At 61.8% G+C, this 24,303-nt stretch carries 23 protein-coding genes; 12 read left to right on the top strand and 11 right to left on the bottom strand.

The features are described from left to right. Window positions 1-3: 3 nt before the first annotated feature. From DL86_RS04130 to DL86_RS04115, 4 genes are all read left to right on the top strand, one after another. Entirely contained in the window at window positions 4-537 is a 534-nt protein-coding gene (locus tag DL86_RS04130; protein WP_036258426.1) for an SRPBCC family protein, read from the top strand. A gap of 3 nt (window positions 538-540) precedes the next feature. Next, complete coding sequence (locus DL86_RS04125; RefSeq protein WP_036258424.1) at window positions 541-1,503, top strand: cytochrome D1 domain-containing protein; 963 nt, start codon at window positions 541-543, stop codon at window positions 1,501-1,503. Between the two features lie 204 nt (window positions 1,504-1,707). Beyond that, window positions 1,708-3,198, top strand: a complete 1,491-nt coding sequence (locus tag DL86_RS04120; RefSeq protein WP_162180389.1) for an ATP-binding protein — start codon at window positions 1,708-1,710, stop codon at window positions 3,196-3,198. Then, window positions 3,195-3,827: a response regulator transcription factor gene (locus tag DL86_RS04115; protein WP_036258422.1), complete on the top strand. Its 633-nt coding sequence runs from the start codon at window positions 3,195-3,197 to the stop codon at window positions 3,825-3,827. The genes DL86_RS04120 and DL86_RS04115 overlap by 4 nt, the downstream gene beginning before the upstream one ends. Before the next feature lie 39 nt (window positions 3,828-3,866). On the opposite strand, the gene DL86_RS04110 is transcribed toward DL86_RS04115, so the two are convergent. Continuing rightward, window positions 3,867-6,074, bottom strand: a complete 2,208-nt coding sequence (locus DL86_RS04110) for a patatin-like phospholipase family protein (protein ID WP_051952650.1) — start codon at window positions 6,072-6,074, stop codon at window positions 3,867-3,869. Window positions 6,075-6,424: 350 nt separating this feature from the next. Between DL86_RS04110 and DL86_RS18580 the strand changes: the two genes are divergently transcribed. Both DL86_RS18580 and DL86_RS04100 read left to right on the top strand, forming a co-directional pair. Beyond that, window positions 6,425-6,859, top strand: a complete 435-nt coding sequence (locus DL86_RS18580) for a hypothetical protein (protein WP_156964465.1) — start codon at window positions 6,425-6,427, stop codon at window positions 6,857-6,859. 602 nt (window positions 6,860-7,461) lie between these two features. Further along, window positions 7,462-8,196 carry a DUF502 domain-containing protein gene (locus DL86_RS04100; protein ID WP_036258652.1) on the top strand — a complete coding sequence of 245 codons (735 nt, stop codon included), beginning with the start codon at window positions 7,462-7,464 and terminating at the stop codon, window positions 8,194-8,196. Window positions 8,197-8,297: 101 nt separating this feature from the next. On the opposite strand, the gene DL86_RS04095 is transcribed toward DL86_RS04100, so the two are convergent. After that, entirely contained in the window at window positions 8,298-9,857 is a 1,560-nt protein-coding gene (locus DL86_RS04095; protein ID WP_036258650.1) for a hypothetical protein, read from the bottom strand. A gap of 213 nt (window positions 9,858-10,070) precedes the next feature. On the opposite strand from DL86_RS04095, the gene thrB reads away from it, so the two are divergent. Together thrB and rnhA are read left to right on the top strand one after the other, a co-directional pair. After that, complete coding sequence (thrB, locus tag DL86_RS04090) at window positions 10,071-11,036, top strand: homoserine kinase (protein ID WP_036258419.1); 966 nt, start codon at window positions 10,071-10,073, stop codon at window positions 11,034-11,036. Continuing rightward, window positions 11,033-11,500 (top strand): ribonuclease HI, encoded by a 468-nt coding sequence (gene rnhA, locus DL86_RS04085; protein ID WP_036258415.1) that lies wholly within the window; start codon window positions 11,033-11,035, stop codon window positions 11,498-11,500. Before thrB ends, rnhA begins: the two co-directional genes overlap by 4 nt. Before the next feature lie 152 nt (window positions 11,501-11,652). Here the strand turns inward: rnhA and DL86_RS04080 are convergent, their stop codons facing one another. Together DL86_RS04080 and DL86_RS18575 are read right to left on the bottom strand one after the other, a co-directional pair. Beyond that, window positions 11,653-12,138: a peroxiredoxin gene (locus DL86_RS04080; protein WP_036258412.1), complete on the bottom strand. Its 486-nt coding sequence runs from the start codon at window positions 12,136-12,138 to the stop codon at window positions 11,653-11,655. A gap of 236 nt (window positions 12,139-12,374) precedes the next feature. Next, complete coding sequence (locus DL86_RS18575; protein WP_162180388.1) at window positions 12,375-13,157, bottom strand: protein-disulfide reductase DsbD domain-containing protein; 783 nt, start codon at window positions 13,155-13,157, stop codon at window positions 12,375-12,377. Between DL86_RS18575 and DL86_RS20080 the strand changes: the two genes are divergently transcribed. Next, a complete protein-coding gene (locus DL86_RS20080; protein ID WP_162180387.1) occupies window positions 13,147-13,440 on the top strand; it encodes a hypothetical protein in 294 nt (97 codons plus the stop codon). The genes DL86_RS18575 and DL86_RS20080 overlap by 11 nt on opposite strands. 28 nt (window positions 13,441-13,468) lie before the next feature. Continuing rightward, on the top strand, window positions 13,469-14,089 hold the full coding sequence (locus DL86_RS04070) for a YqgE/AlgH family protein (protein WP_051952643.1): 621 nt from the start codon (window positions 13,469-13,471) through the stop codon (window positions 14,087-14,089). A gap of 47 nt (window positions 14,090-14,136) precedes the next feature. On the opposite strand, the gene DL86_RS04065 is transcribed toward DL86_RS04070, so the two are convergent. Further along, entirely contained in the window at window positions 14,137-17,010 is a 2,874-nt protein-coding gene (locus DL86_RS04065) for a sensor domain-containing phosphodiesterase (protein ID WP_245276231.1), read from the bottom strand. 194 nt (window positions 17,011-17,204) lie between these two features. Between DL86_RS04065 and DL86_RS04060 the strand changes: the two genes are divergently transcribed. Both DL86_RS04060 and DL86_RS04055 read left to right on the top strand, forming a co-directional pair. Further along, a complete protein-coding gene (locus DL86_RS04060) occupies window positions 17,205-17,759 on the top strand; it encodes a cyclin-dependent kinase inhibitor 3 family protein (RefSeq protein ID WP_036258398.1) in 555 nt (184 codons plus the stop codon). Between the two features lie 35 nt (window positions 17,760-17,794). Then, the gene (locus DL86_RS04055; protein ID WP_202899157.1) at window positions 17,795-18,439 is read left to right on the top strand and encodes a hypothetical protein; all 645 of its coding nucleotides are present in this window, start codon (window positions 17,795-17,797) and stop codon (window positions 18,437-18,439) included. 286 nt (window positions 18,440-18,725) lie between these two features. On the opposite strand, the gene DL86_RS04050 is transcribed toward DL86_RS04055, so the two are convergent. The 6 genes from DL86_RS04050 to DL86_RS04025 all read right to left on the bottom strand — a co-directional run bounded on the left by DL86_RS04050 (window position 18,726) and on the right by DL86_RS04025 (window position 23,557). Then, entirely contained in the window at window positions 18,726-18,950 is a 225-nt protein-coding gene (locus DL86_RS04050; RefSeq protein ID WP_156964464.1) for a hypothetical protein, read from the bottom strand. A gap of 94 nt (window positions 18,951-19,044) precedes the next feature. Beyond that, complete coding sequence (locus DL86_RS04045) at window positions 19,045-19,656, bottom strand: GNAT family N-acetyltransferase (protein WP_036258389.1); 612 nt, start codon at window positions 19,654-19,656, stop codon at window positions 19,045-19,047. Window positions 19,657-19,670: 14 nt separating this feature from the next. After that, complete coding sequence (locus DL86_RS04040; protein WP_036258388.1) at window positions 19,671-20,936, bottom strand: M16 family metallopeptidase; 1,266 nt, start codon at window positions 20,934-20,936, stop codon at window positions 19,671-19,673. Then, entirely contained in the window at window positions 20,933-22,351 is a 1,419-nt protein-coding gene (thrC, locus tag DL86_RS04035) for a threonine synthase (protein ID WP_036258646.1), read from the bottom strand. The genes DL86_RS04040 and thrC overlap by 4 nt, the downstream gene beginning before the upstream one ends. A gap of 103 nt (window positions 22,352-22,454) precedes the next feature. Further along, window positions 22,455-23,177 carry an SURF1 family protein gene (locus DL86_RS04030; protein WP_036258387.1) on the bottom strand — a complete coding sequence of 241 codons (723 nt, stop codon included), beginning with the start codon at window positions 23,175-23,177 and terminating at the stop codon, window positions 22,455-22,457. 2 nt (window positions 23,178-23,179) lie between these two features. Next, the gene (locus DL86_RS04025; RefSeq protein ID WP_036258384.1) at window positions 23,180-23,557 is read right to left on the bottom strand and encodes a DUF983 domain-containing protein; all 378 of its coding nucleotides are present in this window, start codon (window positions 23,555-23,557) and stop codon (window positions 23,180-23,182) included. Window positions 23,558-24,303: the final 746 nt, after the last annotated feature.

Genomic DNA, 24,303 nt, shown 5'->3' with positions numbered 1-24,303 from the left:
TCGATGAGATATTTCCTGTTGATTGCGGCGACGTTGGCGTTCCTCGCGCCTCCGGCCGGCGCCCATGGGCCGACGCCGCAAAAGGCCGAGGACAACATTGCGATCGCGGCCGATCCGAAGGTTGTATGGGCGCTCATCGCCGATTTCGGCGCCATCGCCTCCTGGCATCCGATGGTTGCGCAAAGCGTGAGCGAAGCCGGCAACAAGCCCGGCGCCGAACGTAAGGTTGCCCTGAAAAGCGGCGGCGTTCTTGTTGACGGTCTCGATGAATATGACGCCGGCGCAATGAGCTATTCCTACCGGTTGGCGGAGCCAAATGCGGAGGCTTTGCCGGTGAGCTTCTATTCGGCCACGCTGACCGTCAAACCGCGTGAGGGCGGGGGCTCCACCGTTGCTTGGATAGGCCGCTTTTATCGCGGCGACACCGGAAATTTTCCGCCGGACGCTCTGAACGATGAAGCCGCCATCAAGGCCATGTCCGGCTTCTTTCGAACGGGACTTGAGGGACTGAAGGCCAAGGCCGAGAAGAACGGCTAGCACATGCGGGCCATCGCAGGGTTGCTCTTGCTTGCGGCATTGAGCGGCTTTGTCGGCGCCGTCTCGGCGCTTGCGGGCGAATTCATCTATGTCGCCGATCAGGATGGACGCATTCTCATCCTCGACCCTCTGTCGAATAAGGTCGCGGCCAAGATCGATGTCGCGCGCGGCCCGGTCGGCCTCGCTGTCGCGGCCGAGCAAGGGCGCGTCTACGCGACCCATCCCGACATTGGAGCGATCACGGTGCTCGACGCTGAGCATTTGCGCGTCATCGCGACGCTCCAGATCGGCGGCGCGCCATTTGGCATAGCGGTCGCGCGCGACGGCGCTTCGCTCTTAGTCGGCGATTGGAACAGCGGCGCCGTGAGCCGCGTCGATGTGCGAACGGGCGCAATATCGGCGGTCGCGCGGGTCGGGCGCTCGCCGGCGGCCGTCGTGATCGACAAAGCGGGCCATCGGCTCTATGTCGCCGATCGCGAGGGCGGGATGGTTTTCGTTCTCGATGCGGCCACGCTGCGGGAGATCGCCGTCGCGCCGGTCGGCAAAGCCCCTTTCGCCATGGCGCTCGCGCCGGATGATGGCCGGCTCTATGTTGGCAATGTTCAAGACGGCAGCCTCATGGTGATCGATGCTTTGGCCTTGAAGCCGCTGGCGACGATTCCGGTCGGCTCGATGCCCTATGGCGTGGCGGCGACGCCTGACGGAAGGCGCATATTGGTCGCCAACCAGCAGGCCGGCGTCTTGTCGATCATCGACGCCGAGCGGCTCGAAACCATCGGGCTCGTCAAGATAGGCCGCTATCCCGAAGGGATCGCCATCGCGGGGGATGGGCGCACGGCCTATGTCGCCAATTGGTTTTCCGGCGATGTCTCGGTCGTCGAGACCGCGAGCGGGGCGGAGATCGCCCGGATCAAGACGGGAGGCGCGCCTCGGTCGCTGCTCGTCGTTCGATCCGGCTCACGATGAAAATGAAAGAGTCCGACGGGCGGGGGTTTCTGATAGCGTTTCGCCAAGCGGCGGGCGATGGCGGTCCATCGCGGCGCCGGTTGGTCGGCGCGGCTTTTCATGCCAGAGCGCTTCCCGACCAGATGGAATCATCTGATCGAAAAGGAATCGCTTAAGAACATGCTCCAAGCGCGATTTTCGCTGATCGGTATTGGCGAGCCTTTGATGAAGCCCATTTCGAAAGACAGTTGGCAAGACGCGGACGATTTTCGGCCGCCGCCCGGCTGCTTGCGCGCCCTGTGGTTTCGCGGTTCGCTACGGATGCAGCTCCTGTCGGCGTTCCTCTTGATCGACGTCGTCGCGGCCCTGGTCGGCATGACCGTCATCGTCATGAGAGCCAGGGATGCGGCGACGGTTGAAATGAGCAGTTCGATGCGGTTGGCGGAATTGGTCATCTCCGAGACGATCAGACTTATGGAGCCGCATACGCCCGCCGATCGGCTTCTCCAAATTCTTCCACATCAGTTGCGCTTCACGCGCCATGTGCGCGTCGAAGTCTTTGATGCGCTGGGCAATCCCCTTGCCGACAAGGAGGAGGCGGCCCCGCTCGAGGAAAGGAACCCGGCTCCAGCCTGGTTCGCCGCCTTGATCGCGCCGCCAGTCGAGCGGCATGAATTGCCGGTGATCGCGCAGCGCCGCAAGATCGGCTCGGTCCGCATTCTCGGCGAGCCGCAGGATGAAATCGCCGAGGTCTGGGGCCATACGGCCGCGTTGGCGAGCTTCGCCCTCATCGTCAATGCGATTGTCGTCGGCGTTCTTTATTTCATGTTCGGCCGAATTCTCGGTCCATTGACGCAGGTCGCCTCCGGCCTTTCGAATCTCGAGCGGCGGCGCTATCGAATTCGCTTGGAGGAGCCGCCAGTGCGCGAACTCGCCGAAATCGTCGGGCGGTTCAACGCGTTGGCGGAAGTCCTTGGCGCCGCACATCGGGAAAATGCGGAATTGAATCGTCGGCTGATCGAGGCGCAGGATGATGAAAGACGCCGCATCGCGCTTGAATTGCATGATGAATTTGGACCCTGCCTCTTCGGCTTGAAGACCAATGTGCAATCCTTGGCGGGCGCCTGCGCCCGGATCGCCGCCCTTTCGCCCGCGTCGACGGCGGAGATCCAGGAGACAACCGGACTCATCGTCGAGATCGCCGATCGGATGCAGATTACGAACCGGCATCTCTTGAACAGCCTGAGGCCCATGGCGCTTGGCCATGTCCCGCTGGGCGAAGTTCTCGACGCGCTGGTCGGCGGCTTTATTCGGCTTTATCCCGCCATCTCGTTTTCTTTATCCGCTCCGGGGATCGCATCGACTTATGGGGACCGCATCGATTTGACCATCTATCGCTGCATCCAGGAGAGTTTGACGAACGCGGTGCGGCATGCCGGCGCGGCGGAGATTGCCGTCGTTCTCCGCGAAGAAGAAGGCGCGGGGAGCGATCGGCGCAAGCTCATCTTGGAGGTGCGCGATAGCGGCAAGGGCATTGCGCCGGGCGCTCGTTTGGGCTTGGGCTTGTCGGGAATGCAGGAACGCGTCAAGGCGCTCGGCGGCGAATGGATGCTTGACGCCTCCAATCGCGACGGCGCGCGGATCAATGTGACGTTTGTCGTCGACGCCGCGAAAGAAGCGAGCCCCTTGGACGACAAGGAGCAAGCTGCAAAATGACGTCTGCGCTCATTATCGATGACCATCCAATCGTGTTGCGGGCCTGTCGCAAGCTGCTCGAAGACGCCGGCGTGGCGGCAATCTATGACGCATCGGATTTCATGACCGGCTATCGGCTCTATTACAAGCGTCGCCCGGACGTGGTCATCATCGATCTCGTGATCAGCGGCAATGGGCTCGGCGGCTTGGATCTGATCCGTCGCATCAAGTTGCGCGATCCGAAGGCCCGCGTTCTCGTCTTCAGCATGCATGCGGATCCGGTTATCGTCGGCCGCGCGCTTGAGGCCGGTGCCATGGGCTATGTCGTCAAGGACGCCGACCCGGATGAATTCGTCGCGGCCTTCGAGAAGGTGCGCATCGGCGAGCCTTATCTCAGTCATATGATTGCGATGGATGTGGCGCTTGTTGGGGCGCGGGCGCGTCCCAATCCCCTGTCGCAATTATCATCGCGCGAAATTCAGACCCTTGCTTTGCTCGCCGAGGGCAAGCCCTACAGCCTCATCGCGGAGGAGATGAACATCAGCTACAAGACCGTCGTCAACGTCTGCTCGCTGCTGCGCCGCAAGCTCGGCGTCGGCAGTCTGGCGGAGCTCATTGGCTTGGCGGTGCGCAACACAAGCGCATTTTGACAATGATCAATCGCGCCTTGCGCTGGGAGACTGGCCCGGTCAGAAACCAGGCGCGTCGACTCGCAGCTTGGTGAACCACGGGCCTGTATGGTTTGGCCCCAAAATCCGGCGGAGGCGCGGCGGCTTGCGGCTTGCGAGCGCATAGAGGCTGCCGCCGGCCTTGTCGGTCCAAGGCGCCTGCCACGCTTCGAAAGGCTTGCCCTTGGCGGCTTGACTTTGACCTAGCGCCAGCGCGGTCTTGACTTTGTCCTCGGTCAGGTTGGTCGACTTGGCTAGGCCGGAAACATTGCGCAAATCATAGGCCGGATCGATCAGTTCGGCCAGCACCAGGCGAATCTCGCAATCCGACAGCCCGTCGGCTTGGGGCAATTCCCAACCTTCGATCTGGTCGCGGCGGACAAGGTCGGCAAGGATCGTGGACTGAGTAAACTTCAGCGCATTGTCGCGGATGAGTCCGATGCCGTAAGGAAATGGACGCACGGCCAATCCGAGCAAGGTCCGCAAGGGATCTTTCACATTCTGGGCTAACAGAGCTGGCGCGACATAATCGAAGCGCTTTTCGATTCGCTCTTGCAGCGTCTCGAAACGGTCCTGGGAGATGCGCGGCCAAGCCGGCAGGGCCACCTCCTCCTTGGCGGCTCCAAACAGTGGAATGACGCTATATCCCTTCCCCATGGCCTTCGTAGGTTTGGCTTCGAAGACGGGGTTGATCTTGGCTTCTGGCGGCCAGCTCTGAAACATTGGATGCTCCGGCGGCAGCGTAAAAATATGGCGCAGGAATCGTTGGCAGTTCCTGCGTCCGAGCTGGTAATCGTGATCTCGAAAAGCCCGCGCTACGAAGCCGCCGAAACCGCCGAGGAGGCCGCTGGCGATCGCGTAACGCTCATCGACTTCGCGGCGTTCGATCTTTCCGTTCGCATCCCTCGTTTCGACAATCGTGACCCGGCTCGGGCCGATCAAGTAACGGCTGCCGCAGGTTGGGTCGGCCGCGAGAACGAGTTCGCTTGGCTTGAACCGCGCCTGATCGATGAGGGCCGGCATCAGCGCGGAGAATATGCTCGCGATGCCAAGTTTCGGCTGGTCCTGGGACTTGATCGGTTTGCGTTCGGGGAAGGGCGAGACCATGATGACGGCCCGATCGGCCGCCGCGAGGTCGGACTCGTTCGGCTCCGAGGGATTGGCTTTGATCGAGAAGCGGGCGTATTCAAAAGGATCGTTGTCGATGATCCCGCCGTCCGCCGTCGTGAACCAGAACGCAGGCGCTTCGCGGACCGCCTTCATCCAATCCGGGTCGATGCCGTGTTCATTGATGAGCGAATCAATAGGAAAGTGGCGGCCTTGATATTCGTCGAGCGCGGGATTGTCGCCGAGCACCGCTCCGATTTGCCGCGGCGCAAGCCCGACCGGGAACGCCGCCGAGGCGAGGGCGCAAATGCTGTAGTCCTTCCATTTTTGTCGACCGGCCGGCGCGCCGACAAGTTCGGCGGCGGCGATGCTGCGGGGCTTGTCATTGTCCGCGAAAATACTCGGGCTATCCCAATTGCCCAATCCGGTGACGGCGTAATGCACACGGTCGCCATGGGAGATCATGTGATAGTCGCCGCCGTCGAAGGAAACCTTGTAAGGCACGCCGCGGAGGTTCGACAGGGTCATGTAGATATGCAGGGTCTTGGCGATATAGGGGCGTTCTTTTCCCACCTGCTTGACGTCGATGCCCGCCTTGGCGATTTCGTCGAGGAGCCGCGCATTGAGAAGCGAGGTGACGGGCTGCGGATCGCCCGGCGCCGGCCTCGAAACGCCGCTTGTGCGGGTGTAGTCATCCTCCGGCGTCGGCGGGCCGGCGAGATCGCTATTTGTCAAAAAGTCGTTCTTCTGTCCGTCTTCGGCGATGAGACCGGGCTTGACGACCCAGGCCTCGTAGAGCTTCGGCAGGTAAACCTTCAGTCCTTTGCCGGCCTCATCGGAACGGAAATCGATCGGATGTTGGTCGGCGTCGCCGAGAGCGATCGCGCCGATCGCGGCGGTGAGTGCGCCCGCCGACGCTCCGGACAGGACTTTGATGCCGACCCTATGGTTTGGAATCTCGGCAGGGTTTACGCCGGGGATCTGCCCGTCTCCCGCTCTCTCCCATTCATCGAGCGCGAGGATCAGAAAGTCGAACACGCCCGCCGTGTAAGCGCCCGCTGAGATCGCGCCCGACATGGTCAGCCCAATTTGAAACTCGTGTTCGTTGGTTTGTCTCGGCATGGCCCCCTCCCAACGCGTTTCTGGCGGTCTTATTGCTCTAATTGATGCTATAAATACTTTAAAATAGCAGTCGCCGGCCTAGCCATTTGGCCGGTCGGGGCTGAATGCTTAATATTGGTGGAATATTTAAGGATTTTGTCAAGCCGTAGCCGCATCGGCAAACTTAGGCGGCGCGGATGAGGCTGGCTCCCGTTGGCTCCGCAAGCTAAAATTCTCAGGTTTTTCATGCGCGAGTGGTTATTGACGATAGGGTGTATGCGCCAATAGTTGAGCGATTTTTGTTTTGGCGGCTCAAGGGCCTTGCGCAACTTTCAATCCGCGGTCAGAACTCGAGAAGTTCGGAGGTTCGCATGAAAAGCCCATTCTTGGCATCCGCGTGGTTGGCCGTGACGACGTTAGCCGGAGTGGCGGCTCCGGCGGCGGACGGAGTGCCAAAGTTGGACGTCGCGCAGTCGTGCCGCGAAGCGCAGGCTTTTGGCGGCGATGATAAAAATCTCGCCTATAAGGGCTGCATGCAGGATGAAAAGGAAGCGCGGGAACTGCTCGCGCAGAAATGGTCAGGATTTAACCCCGCCGATCGACGCGATTGCGTCGCCCAAGGCAAGGCGCCGATGCCGAGCTATGTCGAAATCCTGACGTGTCTCGAAATGTATGACGGGTCGAGTTCGTTCAATAAGCCCTTAGGCGACTCTCGTCGCACTCTTGGCGAGCCGGCGCCCGTTGCCGCTCCGCCGCCGGCCCCCACGGCTCCGGCGCCGGCTGGCGGCGGCGAGACCAAGTTCTGAGCAAGGTTTAACTCAGTCGGTAGCCGCTTCAACGAGTCGCCTCCATCAGGCAACGGCGTTCTTCGGCTCGCCGATGATTCGCATCGGGGACGGATTAACTGTTAAGTCGCTCACGGCCCGAAAACAGAGTCAAAATAGAAAGGGCGAGGATGCTGCAGACCCTCGCCCTCGTCAATTTTGTCCCAACCTGTTCTTCACCCTTGCCGTTTCGATGACGGCTGCGTCATATTCTGGCGCCGGGCGAAAAAAGGCGTCCTCCCAAGACTTGGACTGCGTGCGCCGAATTTTACGGCTGGTTCAGCGTTCAACGGCTTACGTGAGGTATGTAGCTCACGTTAAATCCATTGTCACGCACATTTGAGCAATATGCCTTGAAAGAGGCATATTGGACGAAAGATTTTTCCTCCCAGCGGTTCGATCAGGGTTGATTTTGTGCGATTGAGCTGCGCTCGAACATGCTATACGAGATCCGCCGGAGGTCGTTGCGATTGCCGAATGCGCTGTTCCTTGGGCGGCGCTGGGAGTGTCCGTAAATTGAATCGGGCGGATCTAAGAAGCAGTCGGGCGCGACCGGATGTGTGGCTCAGGCCACGAGGCGAAAGATGACGCAACCTCCGCCTTTGATTCTGCCAGACCCACTGGGCGATAGCCAGATCGTCAGCGCCAGGGCGCCCGGCATCGGCGGGCGCATTCGCAATTGGTTCCTGACCGGCGTCATCGTCGCCGGTCCGCTCACGGTGACTGCCGCGATTGTCTGGTGGTTCGTCGACACCGTCGACACTTGGGTGAAGCGCATCGTTCCGGTGCAGTTTTGGCCGGACAGCTATCTGCCGTTTCAGCTCCCCGGATTTGGCGTCATCTTCGCCTTTATCGGGCTGACAGTCTTGGGTTTTCTCGCCGCGAACCTTGCCGGCCGGAGCTTGATTCGGCTCGGCGAGGCGATTTTGGCGCGCATGCCTGTCGTCCGTTCAATCTATAAAAGCGTGAAGCAGATCTTCGAGACGGCGTTTTCCCAATCTGGAACCGCCTTTCGCAAGGTGGGACTGATCGAATTTCCGGCCAAGGGCTCGTGGTCGCTGGTGTTTATCGCCGCGCCTCCCGGCGATGCGATCGGCGAGCGCCTGCCTGCCGACCAACTGCATATTTCGGTGTTTCTGCCTTGCACGCCAAATCCGACCACGGGCTTCTATTTCTTTCTGCCGGCGCGCGACGTCATTGAGCTTTCGCTCAGCCCGGAGGCCGCCGCCAAGCTCATCATGTCTTGCGGCGTCATCCAGCCGGAGGCGGCGGCGCTGATCGCTGCGCATGCGGTCAAGCGCGTGCACGAGGCCGCCTGACGCGTCGGCGCGAGATAAGCCAAAACATGCATCATTGCCGGGCACATTCCCCAAAGAGGCGTCGTTGGTTCCGACGAAAACGATGCAGAGGAGTCATCCCGCTACCGCCGTTCCTCCTTGTCCGGCGACTTCGGCAGGGGGCCGCCATCGGGTCCCGGCGCGCCGAAAATCAGGAGATCGTCGATCGCCTTCTTCTGCGTGCTCGACCAGTTGGCGAGTTGCGCGCAGATGGACGGTCGGGGCGCGCTCGCTTCTTGCGGCCTTTGCGGGCAGTGCAGCGAGATGAAATTCTGGAGGCTCATCGAGAGCTGCAGCGAATAGTCTGAGGAGTAGAGCTGCGTATCGCTGAAGACCGCGCCGGAGGCGACGTTCCCATAATACATCAGCCGGAAGCCTTGCTCGGTGTGAGGCTCCTTCTCGCCATCGAGTTTCAACAGCGCTCCATTGGCCGAGAACTCCGGCAGGATCGCCACGCTCGGGAAACCGGCGGTCTGATGGCACCCCATGCAGGAGGCTCTGGCGTTGTCGACAGGGCCCGCGAGCCGCCCGCCATAGCCGAGATGATTGAAGCTCAGCGGCGGCCTCGCCAGTTCCTTCACAGCCTGCTCGTTGATCCATTGCTCGGTCAGTTTTTTCCGATCGCAGGGGCCATTGGGTCCGGAGCAGGTTTCCGCGAAGGTGGCCTTCGGACTGTTGCCCCATTGAAGCCCGAGCGGGACCATCCGCTTCCACGGGGAGCTCCCCTTGGCGTTGCCGTCATAGCCGAAGGTGCCGAGGAGCCATCCCGTGGCGCTGCGGTCGTCGCGAACCGCAACGTCGATCTGGATCAGCCGGACGACGCCTATGGCGCGCTCGAAGCGGGAGAGCGGCCCCTGGTTTCGCCAGCGCGGATCGTCATTGACGAAGACATGGGCTTTCCACTCGAGCGCATTCTTCGCGATCGGCAACTGATCCTCGGTCACCGTCGAGAAGAGCAGCTTGATGATGTAGGAGCCGTTGGCCATGTTGTTGCGGCCGGTCGGATCTGGATTGAGCGCGCCGGGTTTGGGATCGTCCGGATTGCAATAGACCTGTCCGATGCCGAAGCCGGCGCGGTCGTTGAAATAGGCCCCGGACCAAGTGTCGACGAAGTCTTTCTGGAGCGTGCTGAGCGTATTGCCGGACGAATCGAACTCATGCGTGAATCCATGGACGAATTCGCGGCCGTCGGTTCCCGGCCAGTCCGATGCGACCTCGGTGTTCCAGTCCATCCATGGCATCCCGTACCATTTTCGCTTTTTGTTGTCCTCGACATAGAAGTCGACCTCGACATTGCCCTCCAAGCCATAGTCGAGCAGCGCCTGCAAATAGGCTCTCGGGTCGATGGGGCCGCCATCTTTGAAGGCAATTTTGAGCCACGGATAACTTTCCATGGGCGGCAATTGGTTGGGATAGTTCTGACTGAGCGCGAACGTCCTGCCAGCATAGTCGGGCGGCGGATCGCCGCCTTCGCCCTGACGGTAGTAATCTTTAAACGTCCCCCGCACGCAGTCTATCTTCGCGAGCGCATTGCGAACGGAGTCCTCGGTCGCGAAGGCGGCTGCCGGGGCGAGCAAAAGACAGGCGCAAAGGAAGGGCAGGGCCAGAGCGCGGAGAGCGAATATGCGGCGACCATTTGGCATAAGGCCAATCCTCCATTGCGTTGACGCCGGCGCGCCCATCAGCTCTTGCATCGCGCGGCGTCACTTTACCATGAAAAAGCTTCGGCTCTTGGCCATAACGAAGCGACCCGCGGTGCGGCCTTCCACACCGGCGTTTGACCTGTCTCGTCCCTGTCGTTAACACCAAATCGGCCAGCGGCAGTCGCCGGCCTTGTGACCCGCGCCGGATCCGTTATGGCCGTTTACACCGAAGTAACCGACGCGGACCTGACCCTTTTTCTCGGCGATTATGAGCTTGGCCGCGTTCTCGCGCTGAAGGGAATCGCAGAAGGGGTCGAGAACTCGAATTTTCTTCTGCATGTCGACGCGGGCTATTTCATTCTCACGCTATATGAAAAGCGCGTCGAGGAGGAGAACCTGCCATTTTTCCTCGGGCTCATGGAACATCTTGCCACGCATGGGCTTAATTGTCCGCAGCCTGTGAGAAACAGGTTCGGCGGCGCGCTCGGACGGATCAAAGGACGCCCGGCGGCGATCGTGACTTTCCTCGAAGGCATTTGGCGCAATCATCCGGACGCCAAAAGCTGCGCCTCTCTTGGCGAAGCGCTCGGGAAGCTGCATCTGGCCGGCGCCGATTTCGCGGGGTCTCGCTCCAACGCATTGGGCTTGAATGCGTGGCCGGCCCTGTTCGACGAAGTGCGCGGCCGCGCCAACGAGGTGCGGCCCGGGCTGGCCGAGTTGATCGAGAAGGAGCTCATCTTCCTGGCGGCGGCATGGCCGGCAGGTTTGCCGCGCGGCGTCATCCACGCCGATCTCTTTCCCGATAACGTCTTGTTTCTTGAGGATAAACTATCGGGGCTGATCGATTTCTATTTCGCCTGCACGGACGATCTCGCCTATGACCTCGCAATCTGTCTCAATGCTTGGTGTTTCGAAGCCGATTGCTCTTTCAACGCCGCCAAGGCGAAGGCCTTTTTCGCCGCCTATGAGCGCATCCGCGCTTTGAGGCCGGAGGAAGTCGAGGCGCTCCCGATCCTAGCCCGCGGCGCGGCCTTGCGCTTTGCTCTGACGCGCCTCGTCGATTGGTTAAATGTCCCAGAGGGCGCATTGGTGCATCCGAAGGATCCGCTCGAATATGTGCGGAAACTGCAGTTCCATCAGAGCGCCGGCGGCGCCCGCGAACTTGGTTTGCGGCAATGAGCAAAGAAGTGACGATCTGGACCGACGGCGCCTGTTCGGGAAATCCCGGCCCCGGCGGATGGGGCGCGATCCTCGCCTTTGGCGATCTTAGAAAAGAGCTTTGCGGCGGCGAAGCCCTGACGACCAATAATCGCATGGAGCTCACCGCCGCGATCCAGGCGCTCGAAGCCTTGAACCGCGCTTGCGTGGTCCATCTTTATACCGACTCGAACTACCTCAAAGGCGGCATCACCGGCTGGATCTCCTCCTGGAAACGCAATGGCTGGCGCACGGCGGACAAGAAACCCGTCAAAAATGTCGAGCTCTGGCAAAGACTTGAAGCGGCGGCCGCGCCCCACGCGATCGATTGGCGTTGGGTCAAGGGCCATGCGGGCGACGCGATGAATGAGCGGGCCGATGCGCTCGCCCGGCAAGGAATGGCGCCGTATCTGCCGGCGCGCGGTCGAGCAACGCCCGCATTGTGACGGGCCGGCCGGCAGAGTCCGATCGCCTTTAGAGCAATGCTCTCGAGCCTATTCCAAACAGATTGGTTCAATCTATTCGGAAAAGGCTCGGACTCTTTGACACTGGAGCGATTTCTGATCGATCGAATGAGTCCATTCAATCGGAAAGCGCTCTAAATCTGCGTCAACAAGGCTTCGGCGCTTGAGATTTCGGCCTTGCCCGGGGCCTCTTCGACGTTGAGCGTGCGGACGACGCCATCCTCGACAAGCATCGAATAGCGCTGCGAGCGGACGCCGAGTCCGCGTTCCGTGAGGTCGAGCGACAGCCCGAGAGCATTGGCGAAATCGCCGTTGCCATCGGCGAGAAAACTAATCTTGGCCTCAGCATTCGCAGCTTTCGCCCAGGCGTCCATGACGAAGACGTCATTGACGCTGGCGACGGCGATTTCATCGATTCCCTTGCTCTTCAATTCGTCGGCCTTGTCGCGAAATCCCGGCAAGTGGCTGGCGCTGCATGTCGGCGTGAAGGCGCCGGGGACGCCGAACAGCACGACCCTTCTGCCCTTGAAAATCTCGTCCGTGGTCCGCAGTTTGGGACCGTCCGGCGTCATGACCGTAAATGTGGCCTTGGGAAGGGAGTCTCCAATCTTGATCGACATCGTCTTGCTCCTTACGCCGCCAAGGCTTTGGCGTTCCGAGCCGGCCTTTATGAGGCATGGCCCGAGAACACAGTCTAGACCATGATTGTTTCAAATTGAATCGATCATGCCTTTTATGGCGTTGTTATCAGGCGCGATCCTAGAGCACTTTCGAGCGAAGTGGCGACTAGCGCTAAGACAACGCGAGAAGATAGAGAATTAGAGCGCTTTCTGATTCCGCTGACTCTGAATGCGCTCTAGCGATCCTTGGAAACGAGGGATGCGCCGCCGAGTTCGGCTGTGAACTCGTAACTTCGGCCTGGTTGCTTCAAGGTCAAGACCACCGGCGGCGGGGGGCCGGCATCGGCCTTGGGCCTTTCTGATTCGACGATCAGGAATTCGTTCGGGCGGTCGGCTTTGCGGGTTTCAAAAAACCAGCCCTCGGGGGCTTCGGCGAAAAGGTCTTGCATGAGGGGATCTTGCGCCTCTTCCGCTGGTTTCGTTTCGCGGTTTTGGATGGTCAGCCGCCAGGTTGGCGCTTGTTGTCCCCGATCCCTCGCTATGGCTATTTTGGCGTCCCGCTCCATGGCGGTGAGGCGGGCCGGGACCGTTGCTTCGGCCATCGCGAGCGCTGCCTCCTGCCCGCCGCCCGCGCCGCCGGTCACGACTCCTTTGAGCGGTGCGAGCGGCAGGTTGGCCTCGGCCTGGGCCGGCAGGCAGATGCGCTCGCAGACGGCAAATTTGAGGGTTAACGCCAAGAGCGCGGGACGGGCGCCGTCCTTCGGCGTCACGTGGAGCGGAAAAATTACCTCCTGGCGATATCCGTAAACCTCGGTTCCGGATTCGTCGATTCGCGTCGGGACGGGATAGAGGACGGCGACATCGGCGACGTTTTCGGAGCCTTCGAAGTCGAAGACCGGCGGGGCGCCCGCCTCGCCCGGAGTTCGCCAATAGGTGATCGCGCCGGGGTCCAGGCGAATTTCGGCGCCGGCGCGGTAGAAACCTTGCGCCGGCCCCTGGTTGACGGCAATGAGCCGCACGGCGGATTTATGTCCGGAACTCCACGCGCTCGCGGAAGAACTCCCGGAAGGAAGCGGGCCTGAATCGGAGCGCGATTGGATCGAAAAAAACAGCGGCGCAAGCGCGGCGATGGAAAGTGCGATAGCGCACTTACCCGGAGAGTGGAAAAGCTGGAAAGACATTTGCATGGGAACATTGCCGATCGCTTGCCAAGTTCAAAGGCCAACTTATTTAGCCGGGGCGGGAGCCGCAATCCGTTCTTATATAGGTCTTGATCTGCGGCTGGATTTTAAGATCAGTTAGCACGAAGAAGTCAGTTAGGGCGAAGAAGATGGGAACGATAAAGCCTCCAACAGCGATGCGGCAAGGCCACGGCGATTTTCTTGACGGGCAATTGCTTGTCGCCATGCCTGGCATGGCTGACAATCGCTTCGCTCGGTCGGTCATTTATGTTTGCGCCCATTCCGAGGAGGGCGCGATGGGAATCATCGTCAATCGGCCCGCGGCCAAGGTCAATTTTCCGGAACTTCTTGTTCAACTTGAAGTGATCGGCCCTGATGAGGCGATCCGCTTGCCGGCCCAGGCTGGGTCGGTTCAGGTCCTCAAGGGCGGCCCGGTGGAGACCGGCAGGGGCTTCGTGCTCCATTCCAATGATTTTTTCATCGATAATTCGACTTTGCCGATCACCGGCGGCGTGTCCTTGACCGCGACGATCGACATCCTTCGCGCCATCGCGCGGGGCGCTGGCCCCGATCAAGCGATCTTTGCCTTGGGCTATGCGGGCTGGTCCGCGGGACAGCTCGAGGCGGAGATGCAGGACAATGGCTGGCTCAATTGCCCGGCCGATCCGTCGCTCATCTTCGACCCCGCCTTGGGCTCCAAATATGAGCGCGCGCTGCGCAAAGTCGGAATCGATCTCGGGCGGCTGTCGTCGGAAGCCGGTCACGCTTAAACCCGCGCCTTCGCTAAGGCGGCCTCTGGTTTGACGCAGGATCCTCTTCAAGCCGCGATCGTCGCCGCGCCGACGAGCTTGCGCGCCTCCATTGCGCTGATCGGGTGGCCAAAGGCATAACCCTGCGCATATTCGCAGCCGAGCTGGTAGAGTTCGATCGCATCGGATTCCGCCTCGGCGCCTTCGGCGACGACCTCCATGCCCAGATCATGCGCCAAGGTTACGATCGAGCGCAGGATGACCGGCCGCGCGCCATTGCCGGTCTGGCGAACGAAGGACCTGTCGATCTTGATCGTGTCGAACGGAAACCTTTGCAGATAGGCGAGGGATGAATAGCCGGTGCCGAAATCATCGAGCGAGAGGCCGGCGCCGAGCTCCCGGATGCGAGTCAGCATTTGCGCGGCATATTCCGGATTTTCCATGACCAGGCTCTCGGTCAGCTCCAGCTTCAAACTGCCGCGCCGGACGGAGCAGCGGTTCAGCACCGCCCTGACGTCATGCAGAAGGTCGTGGCGGAGCAATTGCCGCGACGAAATGTTGACGCTGGCGAAGATCGGCGGATCGACGTCGAGCGCCCGCTGCCAGGCGGCAAGTTCGCCCGCGGTGCGCTCGAGCGCGAAAATTCCTAGATCGATAATGGCCCCGGTTTCTTCCGCGACCTGAATGAATTCTGCTGGGCTGAGCCGCCCGAGACGGGGATGCTCCCAGCGCAGCAGCGCTTCGAAGCCGGCGACGGTGCGATCCTCGAGCCGCACGATCGGCTGAAAAAAGACTTTCATCTCGCCGCGGTCGAGCGCGCGGCGCAAATCCGCCGCGAGGCCGAACCGGTCCGAGCGCAGCGTCCGCATCGAAGCGCGGAACACTTCGATCCGGTTGCCGCCCATGCGCTTGCCATGCCGCATCGCTATCTCCGCGTCTTTGAGCATGTCCTCGCGCTTTGCATGCAGCTGCGGATCGTAGAGCGCCAGGCCGATCGAGGCGGTCAAAGGGATCTCGCGGTCGCTGAAGGTCACTGGCGTCGAGGCGACCCGGCGCGCCACATTGGCGAGAGCGGTGATTTGGTCGGTCTCGGTTTCCGAAACGATCAGGGCCGCGAATTGATCTCCGGAGAGCCGCGCCAGCGTGTCTTGCGGCTTCAGGATGCGGCTGAGGCGGCGGGCGAGCGTCAGGAGGATGGAGTCGCCGGCCGAGAGCCCGACGACCTCGTTGACCTGCTTGAACCGGTCGATGTCGATGCTGATGACGGTGGGGCGGATCTTGCTGTCGGTTTGGGCGAAGGCCAGAGCCGCCTCAAGGCGATCGAAGAAAAGCTCGCGATTGGGCAGGCCGGTCAGATTGTCATGCACGGCATCGTGCAGAAGGCGTTCTTCGGCGGTCTTGGTCTCGGTGATGTCGCTGAGCGAGCCGACGATCCGGAGCACTTCGCCATCAGGGCCGACGACCGGCCGCGCCTTCAGGCGGAACCAGAAATGCTGCCCGTCGGCGGCGCGCAGGCGAAAATCCTGGTTGATCCGACCGCGCCTCTGCTCGAGCATCGCATCGAGGCAGGCGCGATAGCGATCTCTTTCCTGCGGATGCAAGACGTCGAGCCAAGCGGCGGCGGGCCCTTCGAGCGCGCCGCGGCCAAGGCCCAATTGAAGCTCGATTTCCGGACTGACATAGACCCGGTCCGCCGCGACGTCCCAATCGAAGATCGTGTCGCCGCTGCCGGTCAACGCCAGCGCCTTGCGCTCGACGTCGGACACCGCGCCATGGCCGAGCGCGCCGCCAACGAAGGCATTCTGCATGATCGTGAAGCCGATCAGCATGACAATGAGCACGAGGCCGCCGATCAGCGCGGGGGACACGAGATCATTGGTCAGCGCTCCCGTCACGGTGAAGGCCGCGCCGACAATCCAGACGAGGAGCAGAAACCAAGTAGGAATCAGCATGACCGCGCGGTCATAGCCATGGATCGCTAGATAGAGCACCAAGACGAAGCCGACCGCGGCGATGGTCGCGAGCGAGATGCGCGCGACGCCGGCCGCGACCGGGGCGTCATAGACCGCGAGGCCGACCAGGGCCGCGAGGAAAATCAGCCAGACCGTCGCGACATGGGAGGCGCGCACATGCCAGCGGTTGAGGTTGAGATAGGCGAACAGAAAAACCAGCAGCGTCGCGGCCAGAATCGTCTCGGCGCCGGCGCGCCAGATCCGGTCGGATTGGCCTTCGGTGCCGAAGATCTTGCTCCAGAACCCGAAATCGATGCAGACATAGGCGAGGACCGTCCAGGCGAGCGCGGCGGCGGCTGGGAAGATCACCGCGCCCTTGACGACGAAGACGATGGTGAGGAACAGCGCCAGCAGCCCGGCGACGCCGATGACAATGCCTTTGTAGAGGGCGAGGCTGGTGACCTTGTCCTTGTAGGCGTCGGGCTCCCAGAGATTGAGCTGGGGCAGGTTGGGCGTTCGCAATTCGGCGACATAGGTGACGGTGGTGCCGGGATCGAGGGTCAGCCGGAACACGTCGGCGTCGGCGCTCTCATCGCGCTCGGGCGGAAATCCCTGGCTCGCGGTGATGGCGGAGATGCGCGAGGCGCCAAGATCGGGCCATATCACGCCGGAGCCGACCAGCCGGAAATGCGGCGCGACGATCAGCCGCTCGATCTGCTCGCTGGTGTCGTTGGTGAGCGCGAAGACGATCCAGCTTGGCCGCGTCCCTTCCTCGCGCGCCCGCACCTCGATGCGGCGGACGATGCCGTCGGAGCCGGGGGCGGTCGAGACGAGCAGGCGGTCGCCTTCGGAGTGGTAGCTTTCGATCGCCTTGGTCAGGTCGATCGCCCGCGCATCGAGCGGAACCCGCACCGATTCGATCGCTCTAGCCGGGCCAAGTCCAGCCGCAAGACCCGCGAGGGCGATCAGGAACCCGAGAAAACGCGCAATGCTCGACAAAAGTTCTTTGCCCTGCCTTGATGGACGATGGCCCGCAAAAACGCAGCGGATCAAGCCGATTTTGAACAGAGATTGGTAAGGCTTGTTCGCGCGGCCGGCAAGGGTGGGGTGTTTAAGGGGCGTTTACGTCGGTTTTGAGGTAGGCGGGGATTGAAACATAGTTGACGTTTGATGGGTGGCGTTAGATGACCGCTTTGCGCACAAGCCAGACACACCCCCTTCAGATCGCGGAAGTGCGCGCAAGCTCCTCGCATGGGCGGATCGGGATTACATTCTGCCCCGGTAAGCATGACGACGCCGCGAGCACGGGGGCCTGGGCGCGCGATCTCTCGGCGGATCTCGACGTCATCGCCGCATGGGGCGCGCGTCTGGTGCTGACGTTGGTTGAGCCGGCCGAACTCGCGGCGCTCAAGGTGCCTCATCTCGGCTCGGAAATCCGAGGCCTGGGGCTCGATTGGCGACATCTGCCCATCGCGGACTACTCGGTTCCGACCGAGGCCTTCGAGAAGCAATGGGAGACGCATGGCCGAGAAATCCGTGCGCTGCTGCGTAGCGGCGCCGATGTGCTCGTGCATTGCAAGGGCGGCCTCGGGCGGGCTGGCATGATTGCCGCCCGGCTTCTAGTTGAATTGGGCGCGGCGCCTGAGCAGGCAATCCGGGACGTCCGCCGCGCGCGCAAAGGCGCGATCGAAACGCCGGCGCAGCTGGCGCTGGTCAGACGGACGACGGCCATAATATGATCGCCATCAATGACAATGTCATCGACACAGCGACTATGCAAAAGATCGGCCGGCAGATGGGAAGCAATTTGGCTGGCGTCTATCAGGACAAGGAAGGTCGGCGGTTCTACGTGAAGTCGCTGGAATCGCCCGCGCACGCGCGCAACGAGATCATTGCGGCGAAGCTCTACCAGCTGGCCGGGGCGCCGACGCTGACCTATGTGAGCGCAAAGGAGCTAAATCAGATCGCGACCGAGTTTGTCGAGCTTGATAAGAAGCATATTTCGCGTCTCAGCGACAGCGAGCGCAGACAGGCGCGGCGCTGGCTCGGTGTGCATGCATGGACAGCCAACTGGGATGCAGCTGGATTCGACGGCGACAATCAGGGCGTCGTCGACGGAGTGGTCACGACGCTCGACGTCGGAGGCGCGCTGGAGTTTCGGGCGCAGGGGGACCCGAAGGGCAAGGCGTTCGGCGCATGCGTTCGCGAACTCGACACGCTGCGCAAGAACGTGGACAACCCTCACGCAGTCAGGCTTTTTGCAGATATGAGCCCTGTCGAGATCAATGAGGCAATCGCAGTGGTGACGCGAATTCCGGACGCTTCGATTCGGAGGGTCGTCGCCGAGAATGGCGGCGGCATCGCGCTTGCCGAAAAGATGATCGCACGCAAAGCCGACATGGCAAAGCGCATGACCTGAGCAAACCAACAATCCGGCTGCCGGGATGGCGAGTCAAACTCTCCTCTTCCACAGCATTTTTGAGCAAACCGGCATCCACTTCGCTCCAATATGCTCAGGCTCTTTAACACTCGAGCGTAACCCGGACGAAACCTGACCCTGACTACAAATGAACGCGCTGGCAGACGGGGCTTTCTACCAAGGGCGCGGCTCGATTGAACGGAATCACCCGATCGCGCCGCCCTCGAAACCAAAGCGTGGAAGCCTCTGCCGATCGACCAAAGTCGCGCGCCCCGATGGGCAGCCCCTAATGCTCCCCCTTCGCCTGGACCGCGTGTTTCAGCTCCCGCGCGGCGTCGATCGCGACCTTCTTCTGGGCTTCGGTCAAGCTCTTATTCTCGCCAATGGCGGCTTTGAGCTTAGGCATTTCGACGTGTTTCGCGTCCGGGATCTCCGCGATGAACGCGGTGAGCGCGGCGATGATCGCATGGAGTTCGTCGATCTTTTCCTCGAGCGGTTTCGGGTCTGACATCTGCGCCTCCTTGTTGGGTTTGGGACCGGACACAGCAAAAGGCGAACCATTTCCGCTCGCCTGCAACCCGATGCGATCCGCCCCGGCGGCTGGGTCAGCCCTGCTCCCGCTTCGGCAGACGCAGCGGAGCGGGGTCGGATTCGAGCAGGCCATATAGCAGGTGATCCTGCCAGACGCCATTGATGCGCAGATAGGAGCGGGCAAAGCCTTCGCGGGTGAAGCCGATGCGCTCCAAAAGCTTGATCGAGGCTTCGTTATGGGGCAGGCACGATGCTTCGATCCGGTGCAGCCGGAGGTTGGAGAAGGCGAAGCCGGTCACCGCCCGGACCGCGCGGGACATGTAGCCCTTGCCGGCGTAAGGCGCGCCGATCCAATAGCCGAGGGTCGCGGCCTGGACGACGCCGCGTTTGACCTGGCCGAGGGTCAGGCCGCCAAGCAGGACGTGATCTTCACGAAAAATGAGAAAAGGATAGGCCTCGTCGCCGTCGATTTCCTGGCGATGGCGGCGCAGCCGGCGCCGGAACGAGGTCCGCGTCAGGTCATCTCCAGGCCAGGTCGGCTCCCAGGGCGTCAGAAAAGCCCGGCTGCGCTCGCGCAGGCCCGCCCAGGCTTCGAAATCGCGCATTTCCGGAGGGCGCAGATAGACGCCCTCGCCCTGCACGCAAGTTGCGCTTTCGCTCGTCGGCCCGAGACGGAAAAGAGCCAAGCGGCAGATCCTTGTCAAATGGCCCGCAGCCGCTCGGCGACGCGGTCGGGGGTCAAAACCTTGGCCACGGGGCCGATCGCCGCCACCGTCGGCGCGGACCCCAGCGCCCGCGCGCCAGCGCGGCGGATATGCAGAATATCCAAGCTGTCGATTTTTGCGATGATTTCATCGCGGCTGAGGACGCGGCCAAAGGCCATGACCTGGCGGGCGATCTGCTCGCACCGGGCGGTTGGCGACTCCAGCGCGGCGAGCAGCGAGACTTTCATCTGCGCTTTGGCCCGGCGCGCTTCGGCCTCGGTGAGCGTTTGCGCCGCCTCGGCAAGGCAACCCAGAGCGACCGGCACCAGCTCGGGAACGTCCCTGGCGCCTGTCGCGGCATAGAATCCGAACAGGCCGGCGTCCGAATAGCCCCAATGGAAGGCATGGATCGAATAGGCGAGGCCGCGGGTTTCGCGCACCTCCTGGAACAGGCGCGAGGACATGCCGCCGCCGACGGCGTTGGCGAAGACCTGCATGGCGTAGAAATCCTCGTGCCCATAGGCGAGGCCTTCGAAGCCGATGACGATATGGGCCTGTTCGAGCCGGCGTTTCAGGCGAATTTCGCCGCCAAGGTAATGCGCCGGCGGGTGGCCGGCTTCGATCCGACCCGCTGAAAGGCCGCCGAAGCGGCTTTCCGCCTCTTCGCAAATGCGCTCGTGATCAATCGCTCCGGCGGCGCCGATCACGATCGCGCGGCTGCGATAATGGGCGTCGAGATAGGCGCCGATGGCCTCCCTGCCGAACCCTGAGACCTGCTCGGGCGTTCCGAGGATCGGCCGGCCGATCGGCTGGTTTGGAAAGGCGGAGGCGTTGAAAATATCGAAGACGAGATCGTCCGGCGTATCCTCGACCGCGCCGATTTCCTGGAGAATGACGTCCTTTTCGCGCTCCAGCTCGGCCGGATCGAAAGTGCTTTCGGTCAGGATGTCGGCGAGAATGTCGAGCGCCAGCGGAGCGTCCTCGGCCAGCACATGGGCAAAATAGGAAGTGTGCTCCGTGCTGGTCGCGGCATTGAGATCGCCGCCGGCCGATTCGATCTCCTCGGCGATCGCCCGCGCCGAACGCCGCCGCGTTCCCTTGAACGCCATATGTTCAAGGAGATGCGACAGGCCGTGCTCATTCGCCCGCTCGTGCCGCGAGCCGGCGCCGACCCAGACGCCAAGCGCGGCGGTCTCGAGATGGGCCATGCAATCGGTGACGACGCGCAAGCCGGAGGGCAAGGTGGTGACGGTCGCGCTCATGAGGCGGCCCGCCGCGATGCTTGCCCGGCTCTGGCGCGAATGAATCGCTCGATTTCCTTCTGGTCGTTGGGCAGAATTGTGAAATGCTCCTTTTTGTCGAAGAGACCGGCGAGATGTGCGGGGAGGGGAGGCCGCTGGCCAGTGGCCAATGCGATCGCGTCGGGAAACTTGGCCGGATGCGCCGTGCCCAGGACGACGAGCGGGGTCTTGCCGTTTTGGGCCTGCGCTCGGCGGGCCGCGTTGATGCCGACCGCGGTGTGCGGATCGGCGAGATAGCCAGCCTCGCGCCAAGCCCGCGCGATCTCTTGCGTCGTTTCGGTCTCGTTGACGCTGAATGCGTCGAACTCAGCGCGAATGGCTTTGAGCGGCGCCGGTTCGATCGTGAAGCCGCCCGATTGCCGCAGCCGCGCCATCAGTGTGCGCAGCGCCCCCGCGTTCCGGCCATGCGCCTCGAACAGAAGCCGCTCGAAATTCGAGGAGACCTGGATGTCCATCGAGGGCGACTGGGTGGCGTGGACGCCGGTCACGCCATAAGCGCCGCTGGCCAGCGCGCGCGCCAGAATATCGTTCGAATTGGTCGCGATCACCAGCCGCTCGATTGGCAGGCCCATCCGCTTGGCGATCCAGCCGGCGAAAATATCGCCGAAATTGCCGGTCGGCACGACATAGGAGATTTTTCGATTCGGGCCGCCCAAGGCGACGGCGCTAGTGAAATAATAGACCGTCTGGGCGAGGATGCGCACCCAATTGATCGAATTGACGCCGCTCAGCTTGAGCTCTTCGCGCAAATTTGCGTGATTGAACAACGCCTTTATGCAGGCCTGGGCGTCGTCGAACGTGCCTTCAAGGGCAATGGCGTGGATGTTGTCGCCCTCGACCGTCGTCATCTGGCGGCGCTGCACCTCCGATACGCGGCCATGCGGATAGAGGATGAACACATCGACCTGCGCCAGCCCGCGAAACGCCTCGATCGCCGCGGCGCCGGTGTCGCCAGAGGTCGCGCCGACGATGGTCGCCCGCTGCCCGCGCGCCTGAAGCACATGATCGATCAGCCGCGCGAGGAGCTGCATCGCTATGTCCTTGAAGGCGAGCGTCCGTCCATGAAAAAGCTCCAGCGCGAAAAGATTGGCGTCGATCTGGACGAGCGGAGCGACGGCCGGATGTCGGAAGCTCGCATAAGCGGCGTCGATCATGCCGCGCAAAATGGGCGGTTCGATTTCGCCCGCGACGAAGGGCGCGACGATCGCCTGGGCGACATCCGCATAGGACTGTCCGGCGAAATCCGCGATCGCGCCATGGCCGAACTCCGGGTAGGATTCGGGCAGATAGAGGCCGCCGTCGGGCGCAAGCCCGGCGATCAGCGTTTCGGTGAAGGAGACCGGCGGCGCCTCGCCGCGCGTCGAAATATATTTCACGGACAGGCCCTGGCTCCCAAGGGTGAATGAATTGGGGTCTTTAGCATGAACCTCCGGAAGGGCGGGGGGAGAGGCCGACGCGGCGAAGACCATAAGCGATGGATCAGCGCTTTTGCCAGGCAAAAACGACAAAAACGCCCAGAAGCGCCAAGGCGAGGCCAAACCAGGTCAAGGCGTAGGACAGATGATTGTTCGGGAAGGAAAGCTCGGTCGCGCCGCCTTTCGGCCATCCGCCGGGAACTGGCTCGGCGTCGGCGTCGATGCTGAAGGGCGCCGCCTGCGTCAAGCCGAAATGGGCCGCGATCAGGGCCGGGTCCCGGGTGAAATACTGGCCGCTCGCCGGGTTGTCGGCCGGGGTGAAGGCGTTGCGGGATTCGGGCTGCCGCATCAGGCCGATGACGCGGGTCTCGCCCTCGATTTTTCCGGCAAGACGCCCCTGCGGCTCCTTACGATCCATCGGAACGAAGCCGCGATTGACGATGACATAAGCGCCCGAGGGAAGCCGCAGCGGCGTAAGCACGAGATAGCCGGGCGTTTTGATTCCAGAGCCGCCGCCCGAGGGGCGGAAAACCAGCGCCTCCTTGTCGTTTTCGAAGCGGCCGTCCAGATGAACATGGCGGTATTCATAAGAGTCGGGGCGCAGATTTGGCCATTCCGCCGGCTCCGGCAAAGGCTGCGGCGCCGCCTTGGCGCGAGATTCGATTTGCGCGATCACGCCCTCTTTCCAGGCGAGCCGTTGGAGCTGCCAGACGCCTAGGGAGACGAGGATAGCCATCGCCGCGCAGGTGAATAAGGCCGGCCATAACAAGGAGGCGAGGCGGCGCATCTTCAGCCTTCGATCCGCCCCTGTTCAGCCTTGTTGCGATATTGCAAGGCGATAAGAATTCCTTTGAGCGGGCGCAAAAGGCCAAGGCAAACGATCAGGGTCAGGGGCAGGAAAACCACGAGATGAAGCCAGAGCGGCGGCTCATAACGCAGTTCCGTCCATAAAGCCGCGCCGAGCACGGCGAAGCCGCCGATGAGGCTGACGAAGACCGCGGGGCCGTCGCCCGCGTCTGCGAAGCCAAGATCGAGCCCGCAATGGCTGCAGCGCGGCGCTACGGCGAGGAAACCAGAGAAAACATGACCGCGGCCGCAGCGCGGACAGGTTCCAAAAAGCCCGGCCGCCAAGGCCGAGCGCAGCCGATCGCCATCACGTGGAGTCATCGCGGTTCCTTAAAGCGACGCCTTCGAGACTCTCTCTTCTCGCAAGCCCGAGATAGGATCGCTCGAAACACAAAGTTTGGGGCGCGGGCCCCGCCGAAATAGGCCCGAGGGAGTCTTCTGCGCCCGCTCTCCAGCGCTTCCCGCCCGATGGACTCATTCGATCGAAAAGGACAGGCTCAGAGCCAAGGAATTAGAGCATGTTCCGAACGAAAAAGTCGAACATCTTTTTTAGAAACTGTCTTCCAGCGACGTGAAATGGCCGTTGAACGCGGGGGGAGGCCTTTTTTCGCCGAACTTCGCGCTCTCGGTCGAGACCTTGATTCACAGGGAAGGCAATCGGCTTTGTGTTGACGAAAGCAAGTATAGTTAGCGTAACTGAAGTCAAGAAAGGAAGCCTCTCTTAAATCAGCGCTAATTCTGAATCCGGAAGCGGGAGGCGCAATTGTCGCAAAGATATTGTGGCACAACCGGAAGTGTGTTACCCAAAGCTAGGTTGTCGGGGCTTGGAAATGCATGCGGCGCCGCGTTGTTTTGGGGGCGTTTCGGGCCGCTGAGCGTTTCGCTATAGGTGAAAATTAAGATCCTGGCGCTGTCCGGCGGTCAATCCCTTCACCTCTGCGAACCGACACTCTAGCTCAAACGGGTCTTGTGATGCGACGCTGGATTGCCGAGTATTAGGTCTGGCGCTTCTACGTTTCAGTTATCTTTCAGTTATCAAAGCCTTTTTCGGGGGCAGTCGCCCTATA

It is taken from the genome of Methylocapsa aurea, from assembly GCF_000746085.1.
Lineage (GTDB): Bacteria > Pseudomonadota > Alphaproteobacteria > Rhizobiales > Beijerinckiaceae > Methylocapsa > Methylocapsa aurea.
Note: the sequence above shows the minus strand (reverse complement) of the source record. Positions and strands in the feature narration are given on the sequence as shown.